Source organism: Echinimonas agarilytica, from assembly GCF_023703465.1.
GTDB lineage: Bacteria > Pseudomonadota > Gammaproteobacteria > Enterobacterales > Neiellaceae > Echinimonas > Echinimonas agarilytica.
The window spans coordinates 37617-54639 of sequence record NZ_JAMQGP010000008.1 but is presented as its reverse complement, the minus strand read 5'-3'; the positions used below and the strand labels follow the sequence as shown (position 1 = coordinate 54639).

At 46.6% G+C, this 17023-nt stretch carries 18 protein-coding genes; 13 read left to right on the top strand and 5 right to left on the bottom strand.

Annotated features, from left to right (window positions below; translation table 11 throughout):
- The 3 genes from coaD to NAF29_RS14850 all read right to left on the bottom strand — a co-directional run bounded on the left by coaD (window position 1) and on the right by NAF29_RS14850 (window position 2578).
- Window positions 1–486, bottom strand: coding sequence for a pantetheine-phosphate adenylyltransferase (gene coaD, locus NAF29_RS14860; RefSeq protein ID WP_251262413.1), 486 nt, complete (start codon window positions 484–486; stop codon window positions 1–3).
- 77 nt (window positions 487–563) lie between these two features.
- The gene (locus NAF29_RS14855) at window positions 564–1151 is read right to left on the bottom strand and encodes a porin family protein (RefSeq protein WP_251262412.1); all 588 of its coding nucleotides are present in this window, start codon (window positions 1149–1151) and stop codon (window positions 564–566) included.
- Window positions 1145–2578 (bottom strand): capsule assembly Wzi family protein, encoded by a 1434-nt coding sequence (locus tag NAF29_RS14850; protein WP_251262411.1) that lies wholly within the window; start codon window positions 2576–2578, stop codon window positions 1145–1147. The genes NAF29_RS14855 and NAF29_RS14850 overlap by 7 nt, the downstream gene beginning before the upstream one ends.
- 222 nt (window positions 2579–2800) lie before the next feature.
- Here NAF29_RS14850 and NAF29_RS14845 point away from each other — a divergent pair, with 222 nt between their 5' ends.
- From NAF29_RS14845 to glpG, 6 genes are all read left to right on the top strand, one after another.
- A complete protein-coding gene (locus NAF29_RS14845) occupies window positions 2801–3436 on the top strand; it encodes a TetR/AcrR family transcriptional regulator (RefSeq protein WP_251262410.1) in 636 nt (211 codons plus the stop codon).
- A gap of 114 nt (window positions 3437–3550) precedes the next feature.
- Complete coding sequence (locus tag NAF29_RS14840) at window positions 3551–4750, top strand: glycine C-acetyltransferase (protein WP_251262409.1); 1200 nt, start codon at window positions 3551–3553, stop codon at window positions 4748–4750.
- A gap of 8 nt (window positions 4751–4758) precedes the next feature.
- Window positions 4759–5787: an L-threonine 3-dehydrogenase gene (gene tdh, locus NAF29_RS14835; protein WP_285817813.1), complete on the top strand. Its 1029-nt coding sequence runs from the start codon at window positions 4759–4761 to the stop codon at window positions 5785–5787.
- 81 nt (window positions 5788–5868) lie between these two features.
- A complete protein-coding gene (locus tag NAF29_RS14830; RefSeq protein ID WP_251262407.1) occupies window positions 5869–6057 on the top strand; it encodes a hypothetical protein in 189 nt (62 codons plus the stop codon).
- A gap of 56 nt (window positions 6058–6113) precedes the next feature.
- Window positions 6114–6440 carry a thiosulfate sulfurtransferase GlpE gene (gene glpE, locus NAF29_RS14825; RefSeq protein WP_251262406.1) on the top strand — a complete coding sequence of 109 codons (327 nt, stop codon included), beginning with the start codon at window positions 6114–6116 and terminating at the stop codon, window positions 6438–6440.
- A complete protein-coding gene (gene glpG / locus NAF29_RS14820; protein WP_251262405.1) occupies window positions 6437–7270 on the top strand; it encodes a rhomboid family intramembrane serine protease GlpG in 834 nt (277 codons plus the stop codon). Before glpE ends, glpG begins: the two co-directional genes overlap by 4 nt.
- Before the next feature lie 14 nt (window positions 7271–7284).
- On the opposite strand, the gene NAF29_RS14815 is transcribed toward glpG, so the two are convergent.
- Window positions 7285–7635 (bottom strand): flagellar basal body-associated protein FliL, encoded by a 351-nt coding sequence (locus NAF29_RS14815; RefSeq protein ID WP_251262404.1) that lies wholly within the window; start codon window positions 7633–7635, stop codon window positions 7285–7287.
- 307 nt (window positions 7636–7942) lie between these two features.
- On the opposite strand from NAF29_RS14815, the gene ubiA reads away from it, so the two are divergent.
- A complete protein-coding gene (ubiA, locus tag NAF29_RS14810) occupies window positions 7943–8731 on the top strand; it encodes a 4-hydroxybenzoate octaprenyltransferase (RefSeq protein ID WP_251262584.1) in 789 nt (262 codons plus the stop codon).
- Here ubiA and plsB read toward each other — a convergent pair.
- Entirely contained in the window at window positions 8719–11112 is a 2394-nt protein-coding gene (plsB, locus tag NAF29_RS14805) for a glycerol-3-phosphate 1-O-acyltransferase PlsB (RefSeq protein WP_251262403.1), read from the bottom strand. The two genes, ubiA and plsB, sit on opposite strands and share 13 nt — an antisense overlap.
- A gap of 138 nt (window positions 11113–11250) precedes the next feature.
- Between plsB and lexA the strand changes: the two genes are divergently transcribed.
- The 6 genes from lexA (at window position 11251) to NAF29_RS14775 (ending at window position 17021) form a co-directional block, all read left to right on the top strand.
- Entirely contained in the window at window positions 11251–11871 is a 621-nt protein-coding gene (gene lexA / locus NAF29_RS14800; protein ID WP_251262402.1) for a transcriptional repressor LexA, read from the top strand.
- The gene (locus tag NAF29_RS14795; protein ID WP_251262401.1) at window positions 11868–12473 is read left to right on the top strand and encodes a SulA-like leucine-rich domain-containing protein; all 606 of its coding nucleotides are present in this window, start codon (window positions 11868–11870) and stop codon (window positions 12471–12473) included. The genes lexA and NAF29_RS14795 overlap by 4 nt, the downstream gene beginning before the upstream one ends.
- 396 nt (window positions 12474–12869) lie before the next feature.
- Window positions 12870–13949 (top strand): cytochrome c oxidase subunit II, encoded by a 1080-nt coding sequence (gene coxB, locus NAF29_RS14790; RefSeq protein ID WP_432763239.1) that lies wholly within the window; start codon window positions 12870–12872, stop codon window positions 13947–13949.
- A 20-nt stretch (window positions 13950–13969) separates the two neighbouring features.
- On the top strand, window positions 13970–15565 hold the full coding sequence (gene ctaD / locus NAF29_RS14785) for a cytochrome c oxidase subunit I (protein ID WP_251262582.1): 1596 nt from the start codon (window positions 13970–13972) through the stop codon (window positions 15563–15565).
- Complete coding sequence (locus tag NAF29_RS14780) at window positions 15565–16149, top strand: cytochrome c oxidase assembly protein (protein ID WP_251262400.1); 585 nt, start codon at window positions 15565–15567, stop codon at window positions 16147–16149. Before ctaD ends, NAF29_RS14780 begins: the two co-directional genes overlap by 1 nt.
- Entirely contained in the window at window positions 16146–17021 is an 876-nt protein-coding gene (locus tag NAF29_RS14775; protein WP_251262399.1) for a cytochrome c oxidase subunit 3, read from the top strand. The genes NAF29_RS14780 and NAF29_RS14775 overlap by 4 nt, the downstream gene beginning before the upstream one ends.
- Window positions 17022–17023 lie beyond the last annotated feature (2 nt).

Below are 17023 nucleotides of genomic sequence, written 5' to 3'. Positions count from 1 at the left end.
TTAAGTGGCGTCGGCTTTGAGTCGAAGCGCTTTAGCTACAGCGGGGCACACGAATTGGCTCACATCGCCTTTGTGTAATGCGACTTCGCGAACAAGCGTTGACGAAATAAAGCTATTTTCTTCTGCCGGCGTTAAAAATACGGTTTCCAGATCGGCCATGAGTCGACGATTCATGTTGGCTAACTGAAATTCATATTCAAAATCAGACACCGCACGTAAACCGCGAATCAATACCGTGGCGTCGTATTGTTTTGCAAAATCAACCAATAAGCCCTGAAAGCCTACGACCTCTACGTTGCTTAATCCGGCTAACGCTTCTTTTGCCATCGCCACTCGTTGCTCAACGGTGAACCATGGCTTTTTGCTGGGGCTACCTGCAATGCCTACGATGACATGATCAAATAACATGGATGCGCGTGACACCAAATCGGTGTGGCCATTGGTGATGGGATCAAAGGTGCCGGGATAAATGACGCGAGTGCTCATAGCGATATGACTTTAGTTAAGTTAAAGCGAGTGTATGGGGATTGCGATATAGGTACAAGTCTGCAATCCCCATTTCGTTAGAATCGGTAACTTAAAAATAAGTTACCAGCGTAAATATTGGCCATGGTACTGGTTTGGCCGGGTTTGTAATCAGGTGGTGGATCGCCATCTAGCAAACGATCTCGTTCCAAACTGTCTTCAAAGCGGAACTCCAAGCTGAGATCAACATTTGGCCATAAGTCGATGTAACTCACGCCGCCTCCAAAGTGGTAACCGGTTTGTGAAGCTCCAGTGCGCCAACTCACAGCGCCAATAAATGCACCAACGCGCCAGTTGTGATCTAATGAATATTGATAATCAATAGCTCGGAGCGCGAACATGAAGTCGTCGCCCATTTCGTCAATTTCAATACGGCTGCCTACAAAGTGACGGCCACTTTCGCCAAATTGTTTACGTGCGCCAGCACCAAAGTGATAGCTTACGCCTGTTTCATTAGACGGGTTGTCGAGTGCTGCTGTACCTGTGTTTAAGTCGATCAAGTGGTAGTTAATACCGGCATCAACAAACAACTCTAAATCATCCAACGAGACCGCGGAAGCGGTTGCGGGAGTGAACCATATACAGAGCGCGGTGATGAATGTAAGTGACTTGCGAAGTGTTACCATCTGAGAAATCCTGTTGCTTGAAGAAATGAATCACCGAACACGTCTTTACCGGCAAACATTTGGGCGCCCGCTAAGAATTGAGCGAAACCGTGGGTGTATTCAACGCCCAATTCGTAGCCATTGTCATAATCAGTAGACGTAGATGAATAGCTTTCATTCAAAGTGACACGAGCTGTGGTGGTAATAATTTGGTGGTCACTATATTCCCAAATGAGTTTGCCCATATGTGTGGTTGCACCCACTGCGTCTTCAAATTTACGATTGTTGCCACCCCAGTGGCCAATCACAGAACCTTCGTTGCGTAGCCCATCGCCATAGTTGCTATTCACATACCATGCGTTTTGCCAGTCAGCGAACTCATAGGTGAGATTCAATGTGTCGGTGAGTTTTGGCATGTGAACACCCAACATCAGTGAGGTATTGCCTAAGCGATGTGAGCCGCGGCCGGTGTCTTCGCCGGCATACTCCATATAAACCGCCATCGGAAATTCGCCGGGGAGGGTCAGGCGGCTGGTGACCGATGAGACTTGGTTACCAAAATCGACGCCCTTTTCACCAATGTTGTCTTGCCCTGAAGGGTCGAAAAAGGCTTTGATTAAATCTTTGAAGCTCTCATCGCGATCGCCCCCGCCATATTGCATGAGGCGGTTGAGGCCAATGGCGAAGCCATCTACGGGTTCAAAACTCATGTGAAAGCCAAATAATTTAGGCTTACCGTTCATGCGAACATCACGATCCTGACTGAGAATGAGATCGGACTCAGACATTTCACCCCAGAAAATCTCGTAATTGATGCCAAAGTCGGTCAGTGGCGTCACGTTCGAAAATGTAATCGTCGGTTGTGTTTGAGCATTGGTAGTGATGAGCATATCGCTGTCTTGAAAAGGCCCAAACCAATGCGCTCTAAACCCCAAGTCGACTTGCAAATAATCTTGGCCGAATGACAAAAAACTGCCTTCCAAGGTCGCTTCATCGTCATAGGCATAGCCGCCTAAGTTAACAATTGCCCAATCGGTTGCTGCCCAATATGCAGAACCAGACACTTCGTAGTAACTATCGGTGGTGCGGCCGCGTTTGTTGGCAAGGTATTGGCCATTATCATCCGCGTTACTGACCGAAAGACTGGCATGGGTTAGGCCGGCATCGCCTTTGAAGCGTTCTAAGTACATGCGCACCGAACGGCTTAAGGCTGGATCGGAATCCCCTATTTTATTGAGCGCAGTGTACACTTGGCTAATGGGAATAGGGCGTTTGATAATCGCTTGATTGGCCTGAATAAATAGCCGTTCAATTTTGTATTCAATTTCGGGTGACATTTGTAGCGGGAGGTATGGAGAAACTCCATTTGCCCAACTTAGTCCTGAGATGCACATAAGAGTAAGCGTCAGACTGAGCTGGCGCATTACTTTTGAGGGAAACCGCAACATGAGGGGTAATCCTTTGAGTAGACACAATTTTCCGTATACGAAATGACCGCTTTGTTACCACGAATCTCCGCAATAGCAGCGATTATAAAACGATTTTTGTCATCTGTCAGATTGTGACGCCCTCCAAATTAAAAGCGATCGTTTGGGCGAGACGCCTCATACTCAGTTATATTTAGCGGCTCAAATAGAAAAATCAATAAATACAGGGCGTAGCAGTAGTCTATGAAAACCAAGGATCGAATTATACAAGCCAGCATTGAGCTCTTTAATGAGTTTGGTGAAAGAGCGATTACGACCAATCATATTGCTGCACATTTAGGAATTAGTCCGGGCAATCTGTATTATCACTTCCGCAATAAGGAAGACATCATCAACTCAATTTTTATTGAGTATATTGCCCACATCGACGCGTCATTTCGCCCCACAGAAGGACCAATGACGGTGGCTGATTTGGCACATTATTGTGACGAGGCATTTACCAGCATTTGGCGTTTTCGATTCTTTTATTCCAGTTTGCCTGGAATTTTATTGCGGGATGAATCGTTGCAGCAAAAGTACTTAGCCGTTCAAGAGCAAATTTCAGAACGGACCGGTGTGATCCTAAAAGCCTTTAGAGACTGTGATGTGATTGATATTGATGATGCCTCCATTGTCGATTTAGTGCAGCTGATCAAAATGGTTGTGGCATTTTGGATTAGTTATCAGATGTGTCAATCCAGCGATGTGAAAATTGAAGTTCCAGCAGTGTATGACGGTGTGGTGAAGTTAATTGCTTTGGTGAAACCTTACGCGACAGAAAGTGCCTTGGCTGATTTTGATGCATTGCAAGATACCTACCGAGCCCGAAGTGACTTGTAAGCGTTAGTTTCCATATCCGAAAATGTTATCTGGGCGCAGAACGCGCTCAGAAATTCTTGAAAATGTATCTAACAGGCTAGAATACACCTGACTACTTATTGGTTTGGTGACCTCATGACACAGCCCTTCTATCAATCCCTTGGTGCGCAGTTAAACGAGCTTAAAGAGCTTGGCCTGTATAAATCCGAGCATTTTATTCGTTCAGCGCAAGATGCTGAAATTGACGTTCAGGACCAACAGAAGGTTGTGAACTTCTGTGCCAATAATTATTTAGGACTGGCAAACCACCCTGAATTAATCCAAGCGGCAAAGCGCGGTTTGGAGAAATATGGTTTTGGGATGGCGTCTGTTCGCTTTATTTGTGGCACTCAAGATCAACATAAAGAGCTTGAGTTGAAGTTATCTGACTTTCTGGGCACTGAAGACACCATTTTGTATTCATCATGCTTTGATGCCAATGCAGGCTTGTTCGAGACCATATTAGGGCCAGATGACGCTATTATTTCTGATGCACTCAACCATGCATCCATTATCGACGGTGTAAGGCTGTGTAAAGCCAAGCGATTCCGTTACAAAAACAATGATATGAGCGACCTCGAAACGCAACTCAAAGCGGCCGATGCAGCAGGCGCTCGATATAAATTGATTGCAACAGATGGCGTGTTTTCCATGGACGGTATTATTGCAAACCTGCCTGGTATTTGTGACTTGGCAGAGCAATACAACGCCTTGGTCATGGTGGATGACAGTCACGCGGTAGGGTTTGTTGGAGCGTCTGGTCGAGGGAGTCATGAGCATCATCAAGTGATGGAGCGTGTTGATATCATTACCGGCACGCTAGGCAAAGCCATGGGAGGAGCATCGGGTGGCTTTACCTCGGGCAAAAAAGAGGTCATTGATTGGCTTCGCCAGCGCTCGCGGCCCTATTTGTTTTCAAATTCGTTGGCACCTTCAATCGTCAGCGCTTCTATTCGAGTACTTGAGTTACTTCAACAAGGCGATGCGTTGCGACATCTGTTGAAGCAAAACTCCCGTTATTTTCGTGAGCAAATGACCGCTGCAGGTTTTACATTAAGCGGAGCTGATCATGCCATTATCCCAGTCATGCTGGGCGATGCGAAACTGGCCGGAGAAATGGCCAAGCGCATGATGCAGCGCGGCGTTTACGTCGTTGGCTTTTCGTTTCCTGTAGTGCCACAGGGCCAAGCGCGTATTCGCACACAAATGTCTGCGGCACACTCTCAAGCACAGCTTGATCATGCAATTTCAGCATTTATCGAAGTGGGTCAAGAGCTCGGAGTTATTCCATCATGAGCCAAACCATGAAAGCTCTCGCTAAGTTAAAATCTGAGCCTGGCATTTGGATGACGGAAGTGCCCATTCCCGAAGTGGGTCACAATGATTTACTGATCAAAATCCATAAAACTGCGATTTGTGGTACCGACTTGCACATTTATAAGTGGGACGAGTGGTCTCAAAACACCATTCCTGTTCCTATGGTTGTGGGGCATGAATATGCCGGTGAGGTGGTGGCTATGGGTCAAGAGGTTGCAGGCTTTTCTGTCGGGGATCGTGTTTCAGGTGAAGGCCATATTACTTGTGGGCATTGTCGAAATTGTCGCGCAGGACGCAGACATTTGTGCCGAAATACATACGGTGTAGGTGTAAATCGCGCGGGCGCCTTTGCCGAATATTTGGTGATCCCGGCATACAACGCTTTTAAATTACCAGACGACGTTAGTGATGATTTGGCGTCGATTTTTGACCCCTTTGGCAATGCAGTGCACACCGCTTTATCGTTCGATTTAGTGGGAGAGGATGTGTTAATCACCGGTGCAGGTCCAATTGGTATTATGGCCGCAGCAGTGGCTCGCCATTGTGGGGCCCGCTATGTGGTGATCACCGATGTGAATCAATACCGCTTGGATTTGGCTCTGGCGATGGGGGCGACTAGAGCGGTAAACATTGGCGAACAGGCACTTGACGATGTGATGACCGACCTTGGCATGACGGAGGGGTTTGATGTGGGAATGGAAATGTCGGGTGTGCCGAGTGCATTCAGTGACATGCTCGACAAAATGAACCATGGCGGAAAGATCGCGCTGTTGGGTATTCCACCTTCAACCATGGCGATAGATTGGAATCAGGTGATCTTTAAAGGCTTAGTGATTAAAGGCATTTATGGCCGAGAAATGTTTGAAACCTGGTATAAAATGGCCAGTCTGGTTCAGTCGGGGCTGGATCTGGAGCCAATGCTGACCCATGAATATGCCGTGCACGACTTTCAAAAAGGCTTTGATGCCATGCTGAGTGGCCAGTGCGGTAAAGTTATTTTGAATTGGACGTCATAAATTCACCATGTAAGTGTCATGGTGATGTCTTAATCTGTCGCTACGCTTGGGCGCTTAACTCAATACTGACGGAGTGTCGAGATGGAAGTGTGTCCTGAGTGCGATGGAGCCGGTTCGCTTGTATTAGTTGGAGCAAACGGTCACCAATCTTATCGAGAAGCTTATACATGCTCGCTGTGTCGTGGCAGCGGCAGCGTAGTGAGCCAACAGCAAGTGGTGTTCGACTACATCACTGACAACCTTCAAGAAGCACGCGCAATACAGTCATAATCGCCTGTCTTCCTCAAGGCTGATACAATTACTCTATTAACGCATAGGAGTTTTTGATGTCAGCCTTTCAACACATTTCACCGGCAGATGCTTGCCAACTTATGAAAGACCATGAAGTGCAGATCGCAGATATTCGTGATCCGAAAAGTTTTAGTACAGCCCGAATGCAAGGAGCACAGTCATTAAATAACGATAACGTGTCTGACTTTGTCTTAAATGGCGAATTCGAAAACCCGCTGATCGTGTGCTGTTACCATGGTATTTCAAGCCAGCCCGCCGCTGAGTTTTTGGCCTCCCAAGGGTTTGAGCAGGTCTATAGTTTAGATGGTGGTTTTGACGCTTGGTCTCAACAATTCCCTGAACTGATGGATACTGATGCATGAACCTTGTCGGTCGACTCAATGACCCCAGAATAGCGCAATCTTTCGTAGATTATATGGCGTTAAAAAATGTGCAATGCCATATCGCTACGCAAGATCAGTACTTTGTTATCGGCGTTGAAAATAACTCAGATTTGGACGCTGCACGGGCTGAATTTGAAATGTTTGCTGAAAACCCAAGTCATGCGCGTTACCGAAGTGCTTCGTGGGAGCGAACAGACTCCAGTCGAGTACAATTTAATTATGGCAGCTCGGGTACACCGCTATTGCATCAGCTTTGGGTGCAGGCTGGCCCTGTCACCTTAGTCATTCTTGCCGTGACTCTGATCATCGGATTGCTGAGCCAGATTGGTTTGGCTCAAGATCTGTTTTCGATGTTGCACTTTCCGGCACCATTTGATCAACAGGTGAGCCAGATCTGGCGACTTTTTACGCCTGCAATTATGCATTTTGCGTTAGCGCACTTGCTGTTCAATTTAGTGTGGTGGTGGTATTTGGGCGGCCGAATTGAACGCGAAGTCGGGGCGGGCAAGCTGATAACTTTGTTTTTGGCGGGCGCATTGTTGAGCAACGGTTTGCAAGGTGTTGTTGTGGGCCCTAACTTTCTCGGCTTGAGCGGCGTGGTTTATGCTTTATTGGGGTATGTTGCCGTGGCGCATCGGCGTTATCCTGCACTGGCACTGCCACCCGCATACATCGGCTTTATGTTGGTGTGGCTTGGCTTGGGATTCGCAGGATTATTAGGCAGTCATATCGCCAACTTTGCGCATTTGGGCGGGCTGTTAGTTGGAGCTGTGCAAGGTTTTATCGACACGCGACAAAAGCAATCTTGAACAACTCCTGAGCCTTAATGATAGAGATATTTGGTAAACAGGAGATCGGCAGCGAGTGGCCGGCCGGTTTCTTGTTCTAATAAATCATTAATAGCTTGTAGGCATTGACGACGAATCTCTTCACGGCCGGCAATCGATTTCACTTTTTCTTCGGCTTGTCGGCCAAAAATTTCAACCACGGCGGCACGCAGCAACGGCGCATGATGTTCAATAATTTCCAGGTTGGAATTGCCATCAACCATGATTTCAGCGGTTAATCTGATGTACCCTAAATCACTGCCTTTACGAATGTAATTAGTCACAATGTCCGGTTCAAAGCCATAGTAAGCCAAGTCTCCAGCGGCTTGTGCAGGTGCACTGTGCATGGTTGAAACTAAGGCTATTACGCTCAATAAAGCGACATTAATACTGTGTCGTAAATGGGTCCACATGGGGCAAATAAATTCGTTTGATGACATGATGTTGCTAAGTGTACTTAGTTGAGTTTAACTTTGCCACGTGAAAGCAGATAATTACCCATATAGCGACGTAATTGCATGATCGAGCTCAGGTTGTTCAAATAGTGATATGACTGATAATTTAAAAATAATAAAAAAAACGCACAATATTTCGTTAATACAGGGGCTTATCGAGTTGTGTAGACTCGATAAGCCGGTGGGCATCTTGCTCTTAATGTGGCCTACATTGTGGGCGCTGTGGGATGCAGCCATGGGGGTTCCGCCGATGTGGATTCTGACAGTATTTGTATTGGGTGTAGTACTAATGCGGTCGGCGGGATGTGTGATTAACGATTATGCGGATCGCCACTGGGATGGTGCGGTGGAACGTACCCAAAACAGGCCTCTGGTGACAGGGCAAGTCACTGAAAAACAAGCTCTGTGGCTCTTTGCTGGTTTGTGTGCAGTCGCATTTGGTTTAGTGCTGACATTGAATGTACTCACAATTCAACTGTCATTTGCTGCACTGGCACTGGCGACTGTTTATCCGTTTACCAAGCGAGTGACGCATCTACCTCAGTTCGTTTTAGGTGCCGCTTTTAGCTTTGCGATTCCTATGGCTTATGCAGCGATACTCGGCGATGTACCAATGCAAGCTTGGATACTTTTTGGCGCCAACCTAGCTTGGACAGTCGCATACGATACCGAATACGCCATGGTCGACCGAGCTGATGATGTTGAGGTGGGCATTAAGTCTACCGCCATTCTTTTTGGCCGATTTGATATCGCTATGATCGCATTGTTGCAAACTATCACGTTGGCATTGCTCGCGACTTTTTGTTTCGTGCTCGACTATATGTGGTTCGCCTCGGTGGTGTTGATCTTGGTGGGGTTGATGTTCATTCATCAATTGTGGCGGATCAGAAACCGCGACAGAGCGCATTGCTTTGCCGCGTTTCGAGCCAATAATCGTGTAGGTATGGTGATAACGGTTGGTTTTATTGCATCGATTTATTGGTCTTGATTCAGTAGTTGCACAATCGACTGGTACACCTCGGTGCTCACCAATTCAGAGGTGAGCTGACGTAAACCTTGCAGTCCTTGGCGTGCCTCTTCGGTTTGTTCCAATAGCTCCATGTTTTTTAGCTTAATACAAAGGCTGGCAAACAATTGCTTATCGAAAAATTCCGGCGCGCGTATACCGTGTAAACGACCGAGTTGCTCAGCAACTGCTCGGCTTAGTTTTTCGAGCTGATTACGACTTAAGTCGGGATTACGCGTTAATAGCTCAAGTACCACGGAGTAGCGTTGAATGGTCTCGGCCGATATTTGCCCTAAATGCCTTAACTGTACGCGCTTTTCGCTGCGTTTTTCTGGGGGCGTGATGAGTCCCTCCGCAGACATTTCAACCAACTGTTGGCGCGCTAAATCTTGAAGGATTGCGTCCACATACTCGGTTAGCGTCATTGCGTTTTTACCTAAAAATAACTCGGCTTTTAGCAATGGGTACAATTGCTTAACGCAGAACAGCAGATCGTGCTTGCTAGTGCTGTCGCGCGCATCGATTAGCGCAGCAACCAGTGAAGGAATGATAAATACATGGATGATGTTATTGCGGTAATAAGTCATTACCACTTGACCATATTTATCCAGACTCACAACGTTGCCAAAGGTGTCTTTGGTCACGGTGAGTTTTTCTAGAGCGAGAGTTTGTTCTAGTAACTGCTGCCCCGTTTGCACTGGCACTGTGGTATTTTCGTGGTAAGGCGCATTGCGCGCTAGGCTTAAACATACATCCATAAATGTTGCGAGGCTTTGTTCGCTCAGCGCTCTTTTCTCGCAGCTCAGTAAGCTCAATGTGCTTAAAGTCAGGCCGTTGACGGCGGCCGAGTTGTTGATTTCGGTCATCACATTCTCAGCCAATGAGTTGACCGCTTGGGACATCCATTTGGGCCGGTCCTCCATACGTTCCTGGCGCCACTGCGGGGCGATTTTGGTGAGGTGTTCGTCGAGTGATACAGGCGTACCAAAATTGACAAAACCTTGTCCATAATTGCGCAGTTTGCCAATAATCTTCAGGCTGTTCCAAAGGCTTTCTTTTTCTTTATCTTCGCCTTTTAATTCCTTCAAATAGGTGGTGACTTCCATGACGTGCTCATACCCTAAATAGATAGGCACAAATACAATCGGCCGAGATTCAGAAACCAATTGGCTTTGAACTGTCATGGCGAACATACCGGTTTTAGGCGACAGCAATCTGCCCGTGCGGCTGCGACCCCCTTCGGTAAAATATTCGACAGGAAAGCCTTCTTTAATCAACCAACTCAAATACTCCCGAAACACGGTTGAATACAACTTGTTACCCCGGAATGAACGGCGAATAAAGAATGCTCCTCCGCGGCGAAATATTGGACCTGCCGGCCAGAAATTTAAGTTAATACCGGCTGCAATATGAGGGGGAACCAAGCCTTGTTGATAAATCACATAACTAAGCAGCATGTAATCCATATGGCTTCGGTGGCAAGGTACGTAGACGATTTCCTTCCCGGATTCAGCGAGTTGGCGTACCTGTTCCATGTTGTTGATGTTGATGCCGCCATAAATGCGGTTCCATAACCACGTCATGAAGCGATCTAATATCACCACCAAAGTATTAGAATACGTAGCAGCAATCTCCTTCATATACACTTGAGCTTGTGCGCGCATCTGCTCTTGTTTGCCCGGATCTGCATCGGTGATTTGCGCAATTGCTGGGTTTTTCGACAGCTCTTTAAACATGCGCTTATGATTCGGTAAACGAGGACCCGTAGAGGCCAAACGTTGACGATAAAAATGGGCGCGGGCCAAACGGGCAATACGGTGAGCACTTTTGTCATTGTCGCCAAAGCGCTCGGCAAATTCGTGTAATGATACAGGTGTGGCTAAACGCACGAAATGAGAGCGTCCAAGAAACAGAACCGTCCACGCTTTACGGAGCCAACCCGGGGTTGGGCGTTCGGCCAACCAAGACAATAATCCAGCTTTTGTCTTGCCGGGATTTCTCCCCCAAAAGTGCTGCACCGGCAGCAGCTGAATATCGAGTTCGGGGGAAGCCTTGTGAGCTTCCAACAAGGCGCGAAGCGCTTTTTTCAATCTAGTTTGGTGAGTCCTACCAAATCGCTTACCACTAATAAATAAAACAGACGGATGTGCGCTGTGACTATATGGACTGGGAAGGCCAGCTTTGGAGGTAATCTCAGCAAGCATCATGGTATCAACGGCAGAATCGTTCTCCATGACATAAACCACGGGCTGTTTGGTTTCAGCCAGCGTTTCAATCGCGTCAGAACAAATTGGACGCGTATGAACCAATAGTTTCAATGGCCACTTCATAATAGAGGCGAAGAACTTGGAGTGATGAATCATTTTTGAAGCTGCAAAGTAGGTACAAGAACCGCAATTATAACAAAGCTTGAAAACAATATTCTGTTGTTATTTTGTGTTGCGATCATGGCAATACTGTATTACTGTACAGTGGTACTGTATAAAACAACAGGCATAAAGATGCGACCTTTAACCCCAAGACAAGCTGAAATTTTTCAACTGATTAAAGACACAATTGATGCGACAGGCATGCCTCCAACACGAGCTGAAATTGCTCGCCAGTTGGGCTTTCGTAGCGCGAATGCTGCTGAAGAGCATCTAAAAGCCCTGGCACGAAAAGGCGTTATTGAAATACTTGCAGGTACCTCGCGAGGGATTCGAATTCTCGGCGAAGAAGCATCGAATGATGAGTCTGGCTTGCCGCTTATTGGTCAAGTTGCAGCAGGGGAGCCAATCTTAGCTCAAGAGCATGTTGAGTCACATTACGCAGTAGACCCATCGATGTTTAGTCCCAAGGCTGATTTTTTGTTACGTGTTCACGGCGATAGCATGAAAGACATTGGCATTCTTGATGGTGATTTGTTGGCCGTACATCGCACTCAAGTCGCACGAAATGGGCAAGTAGTAGTTGCCAGAGTTGAAGACGATGTCACGGTAAAGCGTTTACAACAAAAAGGGCATCACGTGACCTTGCTGGCAGAAAACGAAGACTTTGCACCAATCGAAGTCGATTTGAGAACGCAACCTTTTAATATTGAAGGGTTGGCCGTTGGTGTGATTCGTAATGGGAATTGGTTATGAAACATTTACTGCAGACAAAGATTAAACACCCGGGTGTTTGGCACCCAAATGGACTTAATACTGTTAAAACAGTGACATCTGGTCATGCATTTATTGATAGCGAGCTACCTAATGGTGGGTGGCAAAGTGGTCATATTTATGAAGTGTTGGCAGGCCAACACAGTGCCGTATTCTCACTGCTAAAACTGACTCTCAAAGCGTTAAGTCAGCAACGCCGGTGGTTGGTGTTACTCAATCCGCCTAAATGGGTTTTAGATGAAATCTCAGAGATGAAGGGCTTGCGACCTGAGCATTTACTGATTGTTCATGGCCGCCGCGAATCAGATACGCTTTGGGCCACTGAACAAGCGATGCGAAATGACAATGCAGCATGTATATTGGCATGGCCTGATTCTTTAGATGAGCGGGATATCAAGCGGCTAAAGCTTGCTTCTAAAGGAAAAAACGCATTGAGTTTTGTATTTCCTATGGAAGATACCACTGCAAGCTGCGGCTCTCAGTTAAAAATCATTGCTCATCAGCATAGTTCTGATGCCCAAAAAATAGTGCTTCCATGTTTGGAAAACAATCAGTTAGACGCAAGTAACGATAATCTGCATTAAATCTGCGTTTACTCTTGCTCAGAAAGAAGTCGAGCAAGAGAAGTAGATCACCTTTCTAACAATTAGTTTTTATCCATTGTTAAAAATATTTAACAATCGAATAAAAAACAACCAATTCAAAAACAGCTAGTTAGCTAAATTCCAGCAATAGAGCTTCTGCTCTATCTAATTGAATCTTAAGTTTGAAATACGGTTCTGCTAGAGAGATCTCTAGACTAAACCTAAGATTTACTTAATTCTTTAAATGTAACCAATAACGTTTTTATGTCTTCGGCATAATGCTGTCTACGTTATCTGATACCGCTCGTTTATCACGTGCTGGATGGAGGAATTAACGTGAGCGTTGTACGAAAAGGACTGTCTGCGGTTGTAGCCTTACTGATTCAAAGTAAAGTTATGGCAGAAGATATGCCGTTAAACCTGACCAAAGGCGTTACCGAAGTAAGCGGCCGTGTGTATGACCTACATATGACCATTTTTTACATTTGTTGTGTGATTGGCTTCATTGTGTTTGGCGCAATGTTTTACGCCATCATTAAACATCGTAAATCTAGAGGCGCTGTTGCCGCCAATTTCCATGAAAGCACCAAAATAGAAATATTGTGGACAGCAATTCCGCTTGTGATCCTCGTGGGTATGGCCATCCCAGCGACGAGCACGCTCATTGCAATGGAAAATACTGATGATGCCGATGTCACCATTCAAGTTACAGGAAGCCAGTGGAAGTGGCATTACCGTTATTTTGAGGATGACCTAGAATACTTCAGTGTACTGGCGACACCTCGCCAACAGATCGATAATAAACTCGAAAAAAGTGAGAATTACTTACTTGAAGTCGATCGGCCCCTCGTTATTCCCATCAACAAAAAAGTGCGTTTTTTAATGACCTCAGATGATGTGATTCATTCTTGGTGGGTCCCTGAATTTGCAGTTAAAAAAGACGCTAACCCCGGCTTTATTAATGAGGCTTGGACTAATGTACCCAAGCCCGGTATTTACCGAGGTCAATGTGCCGAGCTATGCGGCAAAGACCACGGGTTTATGCCCATCGTTGTGATTGCAAAAGAGCAAGCGGATTACGACCAGTGGATGGCTGAGCAAAAAGCTGAACAAGCCGCGGTTGCCGAAGAAGAGCAACGTTTGCTAGCGCTACAAATGAGCGAGCAAGAGCTGATGGAGTTGGGTGAGCAAGTCTACCTAGCGTCATGTGCAGCATGTCATCAACCAAATGGGCAAGGGCTGCCGGGAATGTTTCCGGCGTTGAGAGGAAGTCCAATGGTGCTTGAAGATAAGGTCGCTCATATCGATATTGTGCTCCATGGTAAGGCTGGCACTGCCATGCCTCCGTTTGGTAAACAGCTTGCACTTAAAGAGTTGGCCGCCGTGGTGACATACGAACGTAACGCTTGGGGTAACGACACCGGTGAACTCATTCAAGCGTCTGACATTCAATCTCGCCGAAACGCGTCAAATTAAGGGAGTTAATCGTGACGACACTGACCGAATCAAACACGACCGATGACCAGCACGCTGGTGAGCATGAGCACCACGGTGCACCCAAAGGCATTATGCGGTGGGTATTGACCACTAATCACAAAGATATTGGCACTCTATATTTGTTGTTTGCCTTTGCCATGTTTTTACTTGGCGGCGCGATGGCCATGATCATTCGCGCTGAGCTATTTCAGCCCGGCCTACAACTCGTAGAACCCAATTTCTTCAACCAAATGACCACTGTTCACGGCCTCATTATGGTGTTTGGTGCGGTAATGCCAGCATTTACCGGATTGGCCAATTGGATGATTCCAATGATGATCGGAGCACCTGATATGGCGCTACCGAGAATGAATAACTGGAGCTTTTGGATACTACCGTTTGCATTCACCATGCTTGTGGCTTCGTTGTTCATGGAAGGCGGTGGGCCAAACTTTGGTTGGACTTTTTACGCGCCTTTATCGACAACCTACTCGCCTGACAGCACCGCGTTATTCGTATTCGCTGTTCACATCATGGGTATCTCATCGATCATGGGGGCCATCAACGTCATAGTGACCATTGTGAACCTTCGCGCTCCAGGCATGAATTGGATGAAGTTACCCTTGTTTGTTTGGACGTGGCTCATCACCGCATTTTTGCTGATTGCGGTGATGCCGGTGTTGGCTGGGGTCGTCACCATGGTGCTCACCGATAAATATTTTGGCACCAGTTTCTTTGATGCTGCTGGCGGAGGCGATCCTGTTATGTTCCAGCATATCTTTTGGTTCTTTGGGCACCCAGAAGTTTACATTATGATTTTGCCCTCATTTGGCATTGTCTCTGCAATCATTCCCGCTTTTGCCCGCAAACCCCTGTTTGGTTATGCATCAATGGTGTATGCCACCGCTTCAATTGCAGGGTTGAGTTTCATTGTGTGGGCACACCATATGTTTACCACTGGAATGCCCTTATTTGGCGAGCTCTTCTTTATGTACTGCACCATGCTCATTGCGGTTCCAACCGGTGTGAAGGTTTTCAACTGGGTGGCAACCATGTGGCGGGGTTCAATGACGTTTGAAGTGCCCATGCTGTTTGCATTGGCCTTTGTTGTGTTATTCACCATTGGTGGTTTTAGTGGCTTAATGTTGGCCATCACGCCGGTTGACTTCCAATATCACGATACCTATTTCGTGGTCGCTCACTTCCACTATGTACTGGTGACAGGTGCAATCTTTTCTATCTTTGCTGCGGCGTACTATTGGTTGCCCAAATGGACTGGACATATGTATCACGAAGGGTTGGCTCAGGCGCACTTCTGGTGTTCATTAATTTCAGTCAATGTGCTGTTTTTTCCGATGCATTTTCTGGGGCTTGCTGGTATGCCAAGACGTATCCCTGACTACGCCTTACAGTTTGCGGATGTGAATCAGATTGTTTCGATTGGTGGATTCGCATTTGGAGTATCTCAATTCATCTTTTTAGCGGTCATTATCAAAGCGGCAAAAGGGGGCGAAAAATCACCTGCGAAAACGTGGGAAGGAGCAGAAGGACTTGAATGGGACGTGCCTTCTCCTGCGCCATATCACACCTTTGAAACGCCGCCAGAGATTAAATAATGACAGAGCATTCGAATGGTCAGTCACACGCGTCGCTGGTAAAGCGTTTGCTTGGGGTGGTGATTGGAATGTTTGCATTTGGTTTTGCGTTGGTGCCGCTATATGACGTGTTGTGTGATGTCACTGGCATTAACGGAAAAACCAACACCACAGCTGCGAGTTTGCCCATACAAGAAAGCCAAAGCACGCGGGAAATACGGGTTCAGTTTTTAACACGAACATCAAGCGGATTGAGCTGGCCGTTTTTAGCGCTAACACGTTCAGTGACGGTTACACCTGGCAAGTTAACGCGTGTCGATTTTGTTGTCGAAAATCCCAAGGATGTACCGGTCGTTGCGCAAGCTATTCCGTCGGTATCGCCGGGGTTGGGCGCTAAATATTTACATAAACTCGAATGCTTCTGCTTTAACCAGCAGCCACTGGCGCCGGGTGAGCGAAAAGTCATGCCGATGCAGTTTTACGTTGATGAAACCTTGCCTGACGACATTGGCACATTAACGTTGGCATACACGTTATATGACATCAGCGACCGTTTGCAGGAAAGCACTGCAGCGGTTGTTGAGACAAAGAGGACCACGGAATGAGTCAAGAATATCAACGTTACTATGTTCCCGCACAAAGCGTTTGGCCGATTATAGGTGCCGTTGCTTTATTCATGATTGCAGTGGGGGCTGGCACAACGGTACAGCAAATGGATGAAGGGGGTGGTTACGGTCAGTGGATTTTACTGGGGGGCGCGACTCTGCTTATTTTCATGCTCTTTGGTTGGTTTGGAAATGTCATTAATGAATCTATGAGTGGCATGTATAGCGAGCAAATGGATCGTTCATTCCGGCAGGGCATGAGTTGGTTCATTTTTTCTGAAGTGATGTTCTTTGCTGCTTTTTTTGGGGCTCTATTTTACGCCCGAATGATTGCTTTACCTTGGTTAGAAGGCGGCTCAAATAATGCCATGACACATGCGGTGCTTTGGCCAGAGTTTGAAGCGCATTGGCCTCTTATCAAAACTCCCAGCGGCACTGAAACAACCGCTATGGGATGGACGGGACTGCCGCTTTACAACACCATCATTCTTCTGATTTCCTCGATTACGCTGCATATGGCACATGTCAGTTTAGAGACCGGAAAGCGTTCGGCGCTCAATGCGTGGTTGTTCTTCACCATCGTCTTGGGGGTGTGTTTCCTATTTTTGCAGGTCGAAGAATACATCCATGCATATCAAGAAATGGGGCTCACACTCGATGCGGGAATATACGGGAATACATTCTTCCTGCTGACAGGGTTTCACGGCATGCATGTGACGCTGGGAACCATCATATTAATTGTTTTATTTTTTAGGGTGTTGAAGGGGCATTTTTCACAAGACAATCATTTTGCATTTATGGCAGGGAGTTGGTACTGGCATTTTGTAGATGTGGTGTGGCTCTGTTTGTTTATTTTTGTATATGTCATTTAGTG

Bases quoted from the DNA above. Each gene is read 5' to 3' on its own strand.
- NAF29_RS14795 (WP_251262401.1), top strand. From the start codon at position 11,868: ATGAAACATTTACTGCAGACAAAGATTAAACACCCGGGTGTTTGGCAC.
- NAF29_RS14845 (WP_251262410.1), top strand. From the start codon at position 2,801: ATGAAAACCAAGGATCGAATTATACAAGCCAGCATTGAGCTCTTTAAT.
- lexA (WP_251262402.1), top strand. From the start codon at position 11,251: ATGCGACCTTTAACCCCAAGACAAGCTGAAATTTTTCAACTGATTAAA.
- NAF29_RS14780 (WP_251262400.1), top strand. From the start codon at position 15,565: ATGACAGAGCATTCGAATGGTCAGTCACACGCGTCGCTGGTAAAGCGT.
- ubiA (WP_251262584.1), top strand. From the start codon at position 7,943: ATGTGGCCTACATTGTGGGCGCTGTGGGATGCAGCCATGGGGGTTCCG.
- plsB (WP_251262403.1), bottom strand. From the start codon at position 11,112: ATGATTCATCACTCCAAGTTCTTCGCCTCTATTATGAAGTGGCCATTG.
- NAF29_RS14840 (WP_251262409.1), top strand. From the start codon at position 3,551: ATGACACAGCCCTTCTATCAATCCCTTGGTGCGCAGTTAAACGAGCTT.
- NAF29_RS14815 (WP_251262404.1), bottom strand. From the start codon at position 7,635: ATGCACAGTGCACCTGCACAAGCCGCTGGAGACTTGGCTTACTATGGC.
- NAF29_RS14775 (WP_251262399.1), top strand. From the start codon at position 16,146: ATGAGTCAAGAATATCAACGTTACTATGTTCCCGCACAAAGCGTTTGG.
- NAF29_RS14855 (WP_251262412.1), bottom strand. From the start codon at position 1,151: ATGGTAACACTTCGCAAGTCACTTACATTCATCACCGCGCTCTGTATA.
- glpG (WP_251262405.1), top strand. From the start codon at position 6,437: ATGAACCTTGTCGGTCGACTCAATGACCCCAGAATAGCGCAATCTTTC.
- NAF29_RS14830 (WP_251262407.1), top strand. From the start codon at position 5,869: ATGGAAGTGTGTCCTGAGTGCGATGGAGCCGGTTCGCTTGTATTAGTT.
- coaD (WP_251262413.1), bottom strand. From the start codon at position 486: ATGAGCACTCGCGTCATTTATCCCGGCACCTTTGATCCCATCACCAAT.
- glpE (WP_251262406.1), top strand. From the start codon at position 6,114: ATGTCAGCCTTTCAACACATTTCACCGGCAGATGCTTGCCAACTTATG.
- NAF29_RS14850 (WP_251262411.1), bottom strand. From the start codon at position 2,578: ATGTTGCGGTTTCCCTCAAAAGTAATGCGCCAGCTCAGTCTGACGCTT.
- coxB (WP_432763239.1), top strand. From the start codon at position 12,870: ATGGCAGAAGATATGCCGTTAAACCTGACCAAAGGCGTTACCGAAGTA.
- tdh (WP_285817813.1), top strand. From the start codon at position 4,759: ATGAAAGCTCTCGCTAAGTTAAAATCTGAGCCTGGCATTTGGATGACG.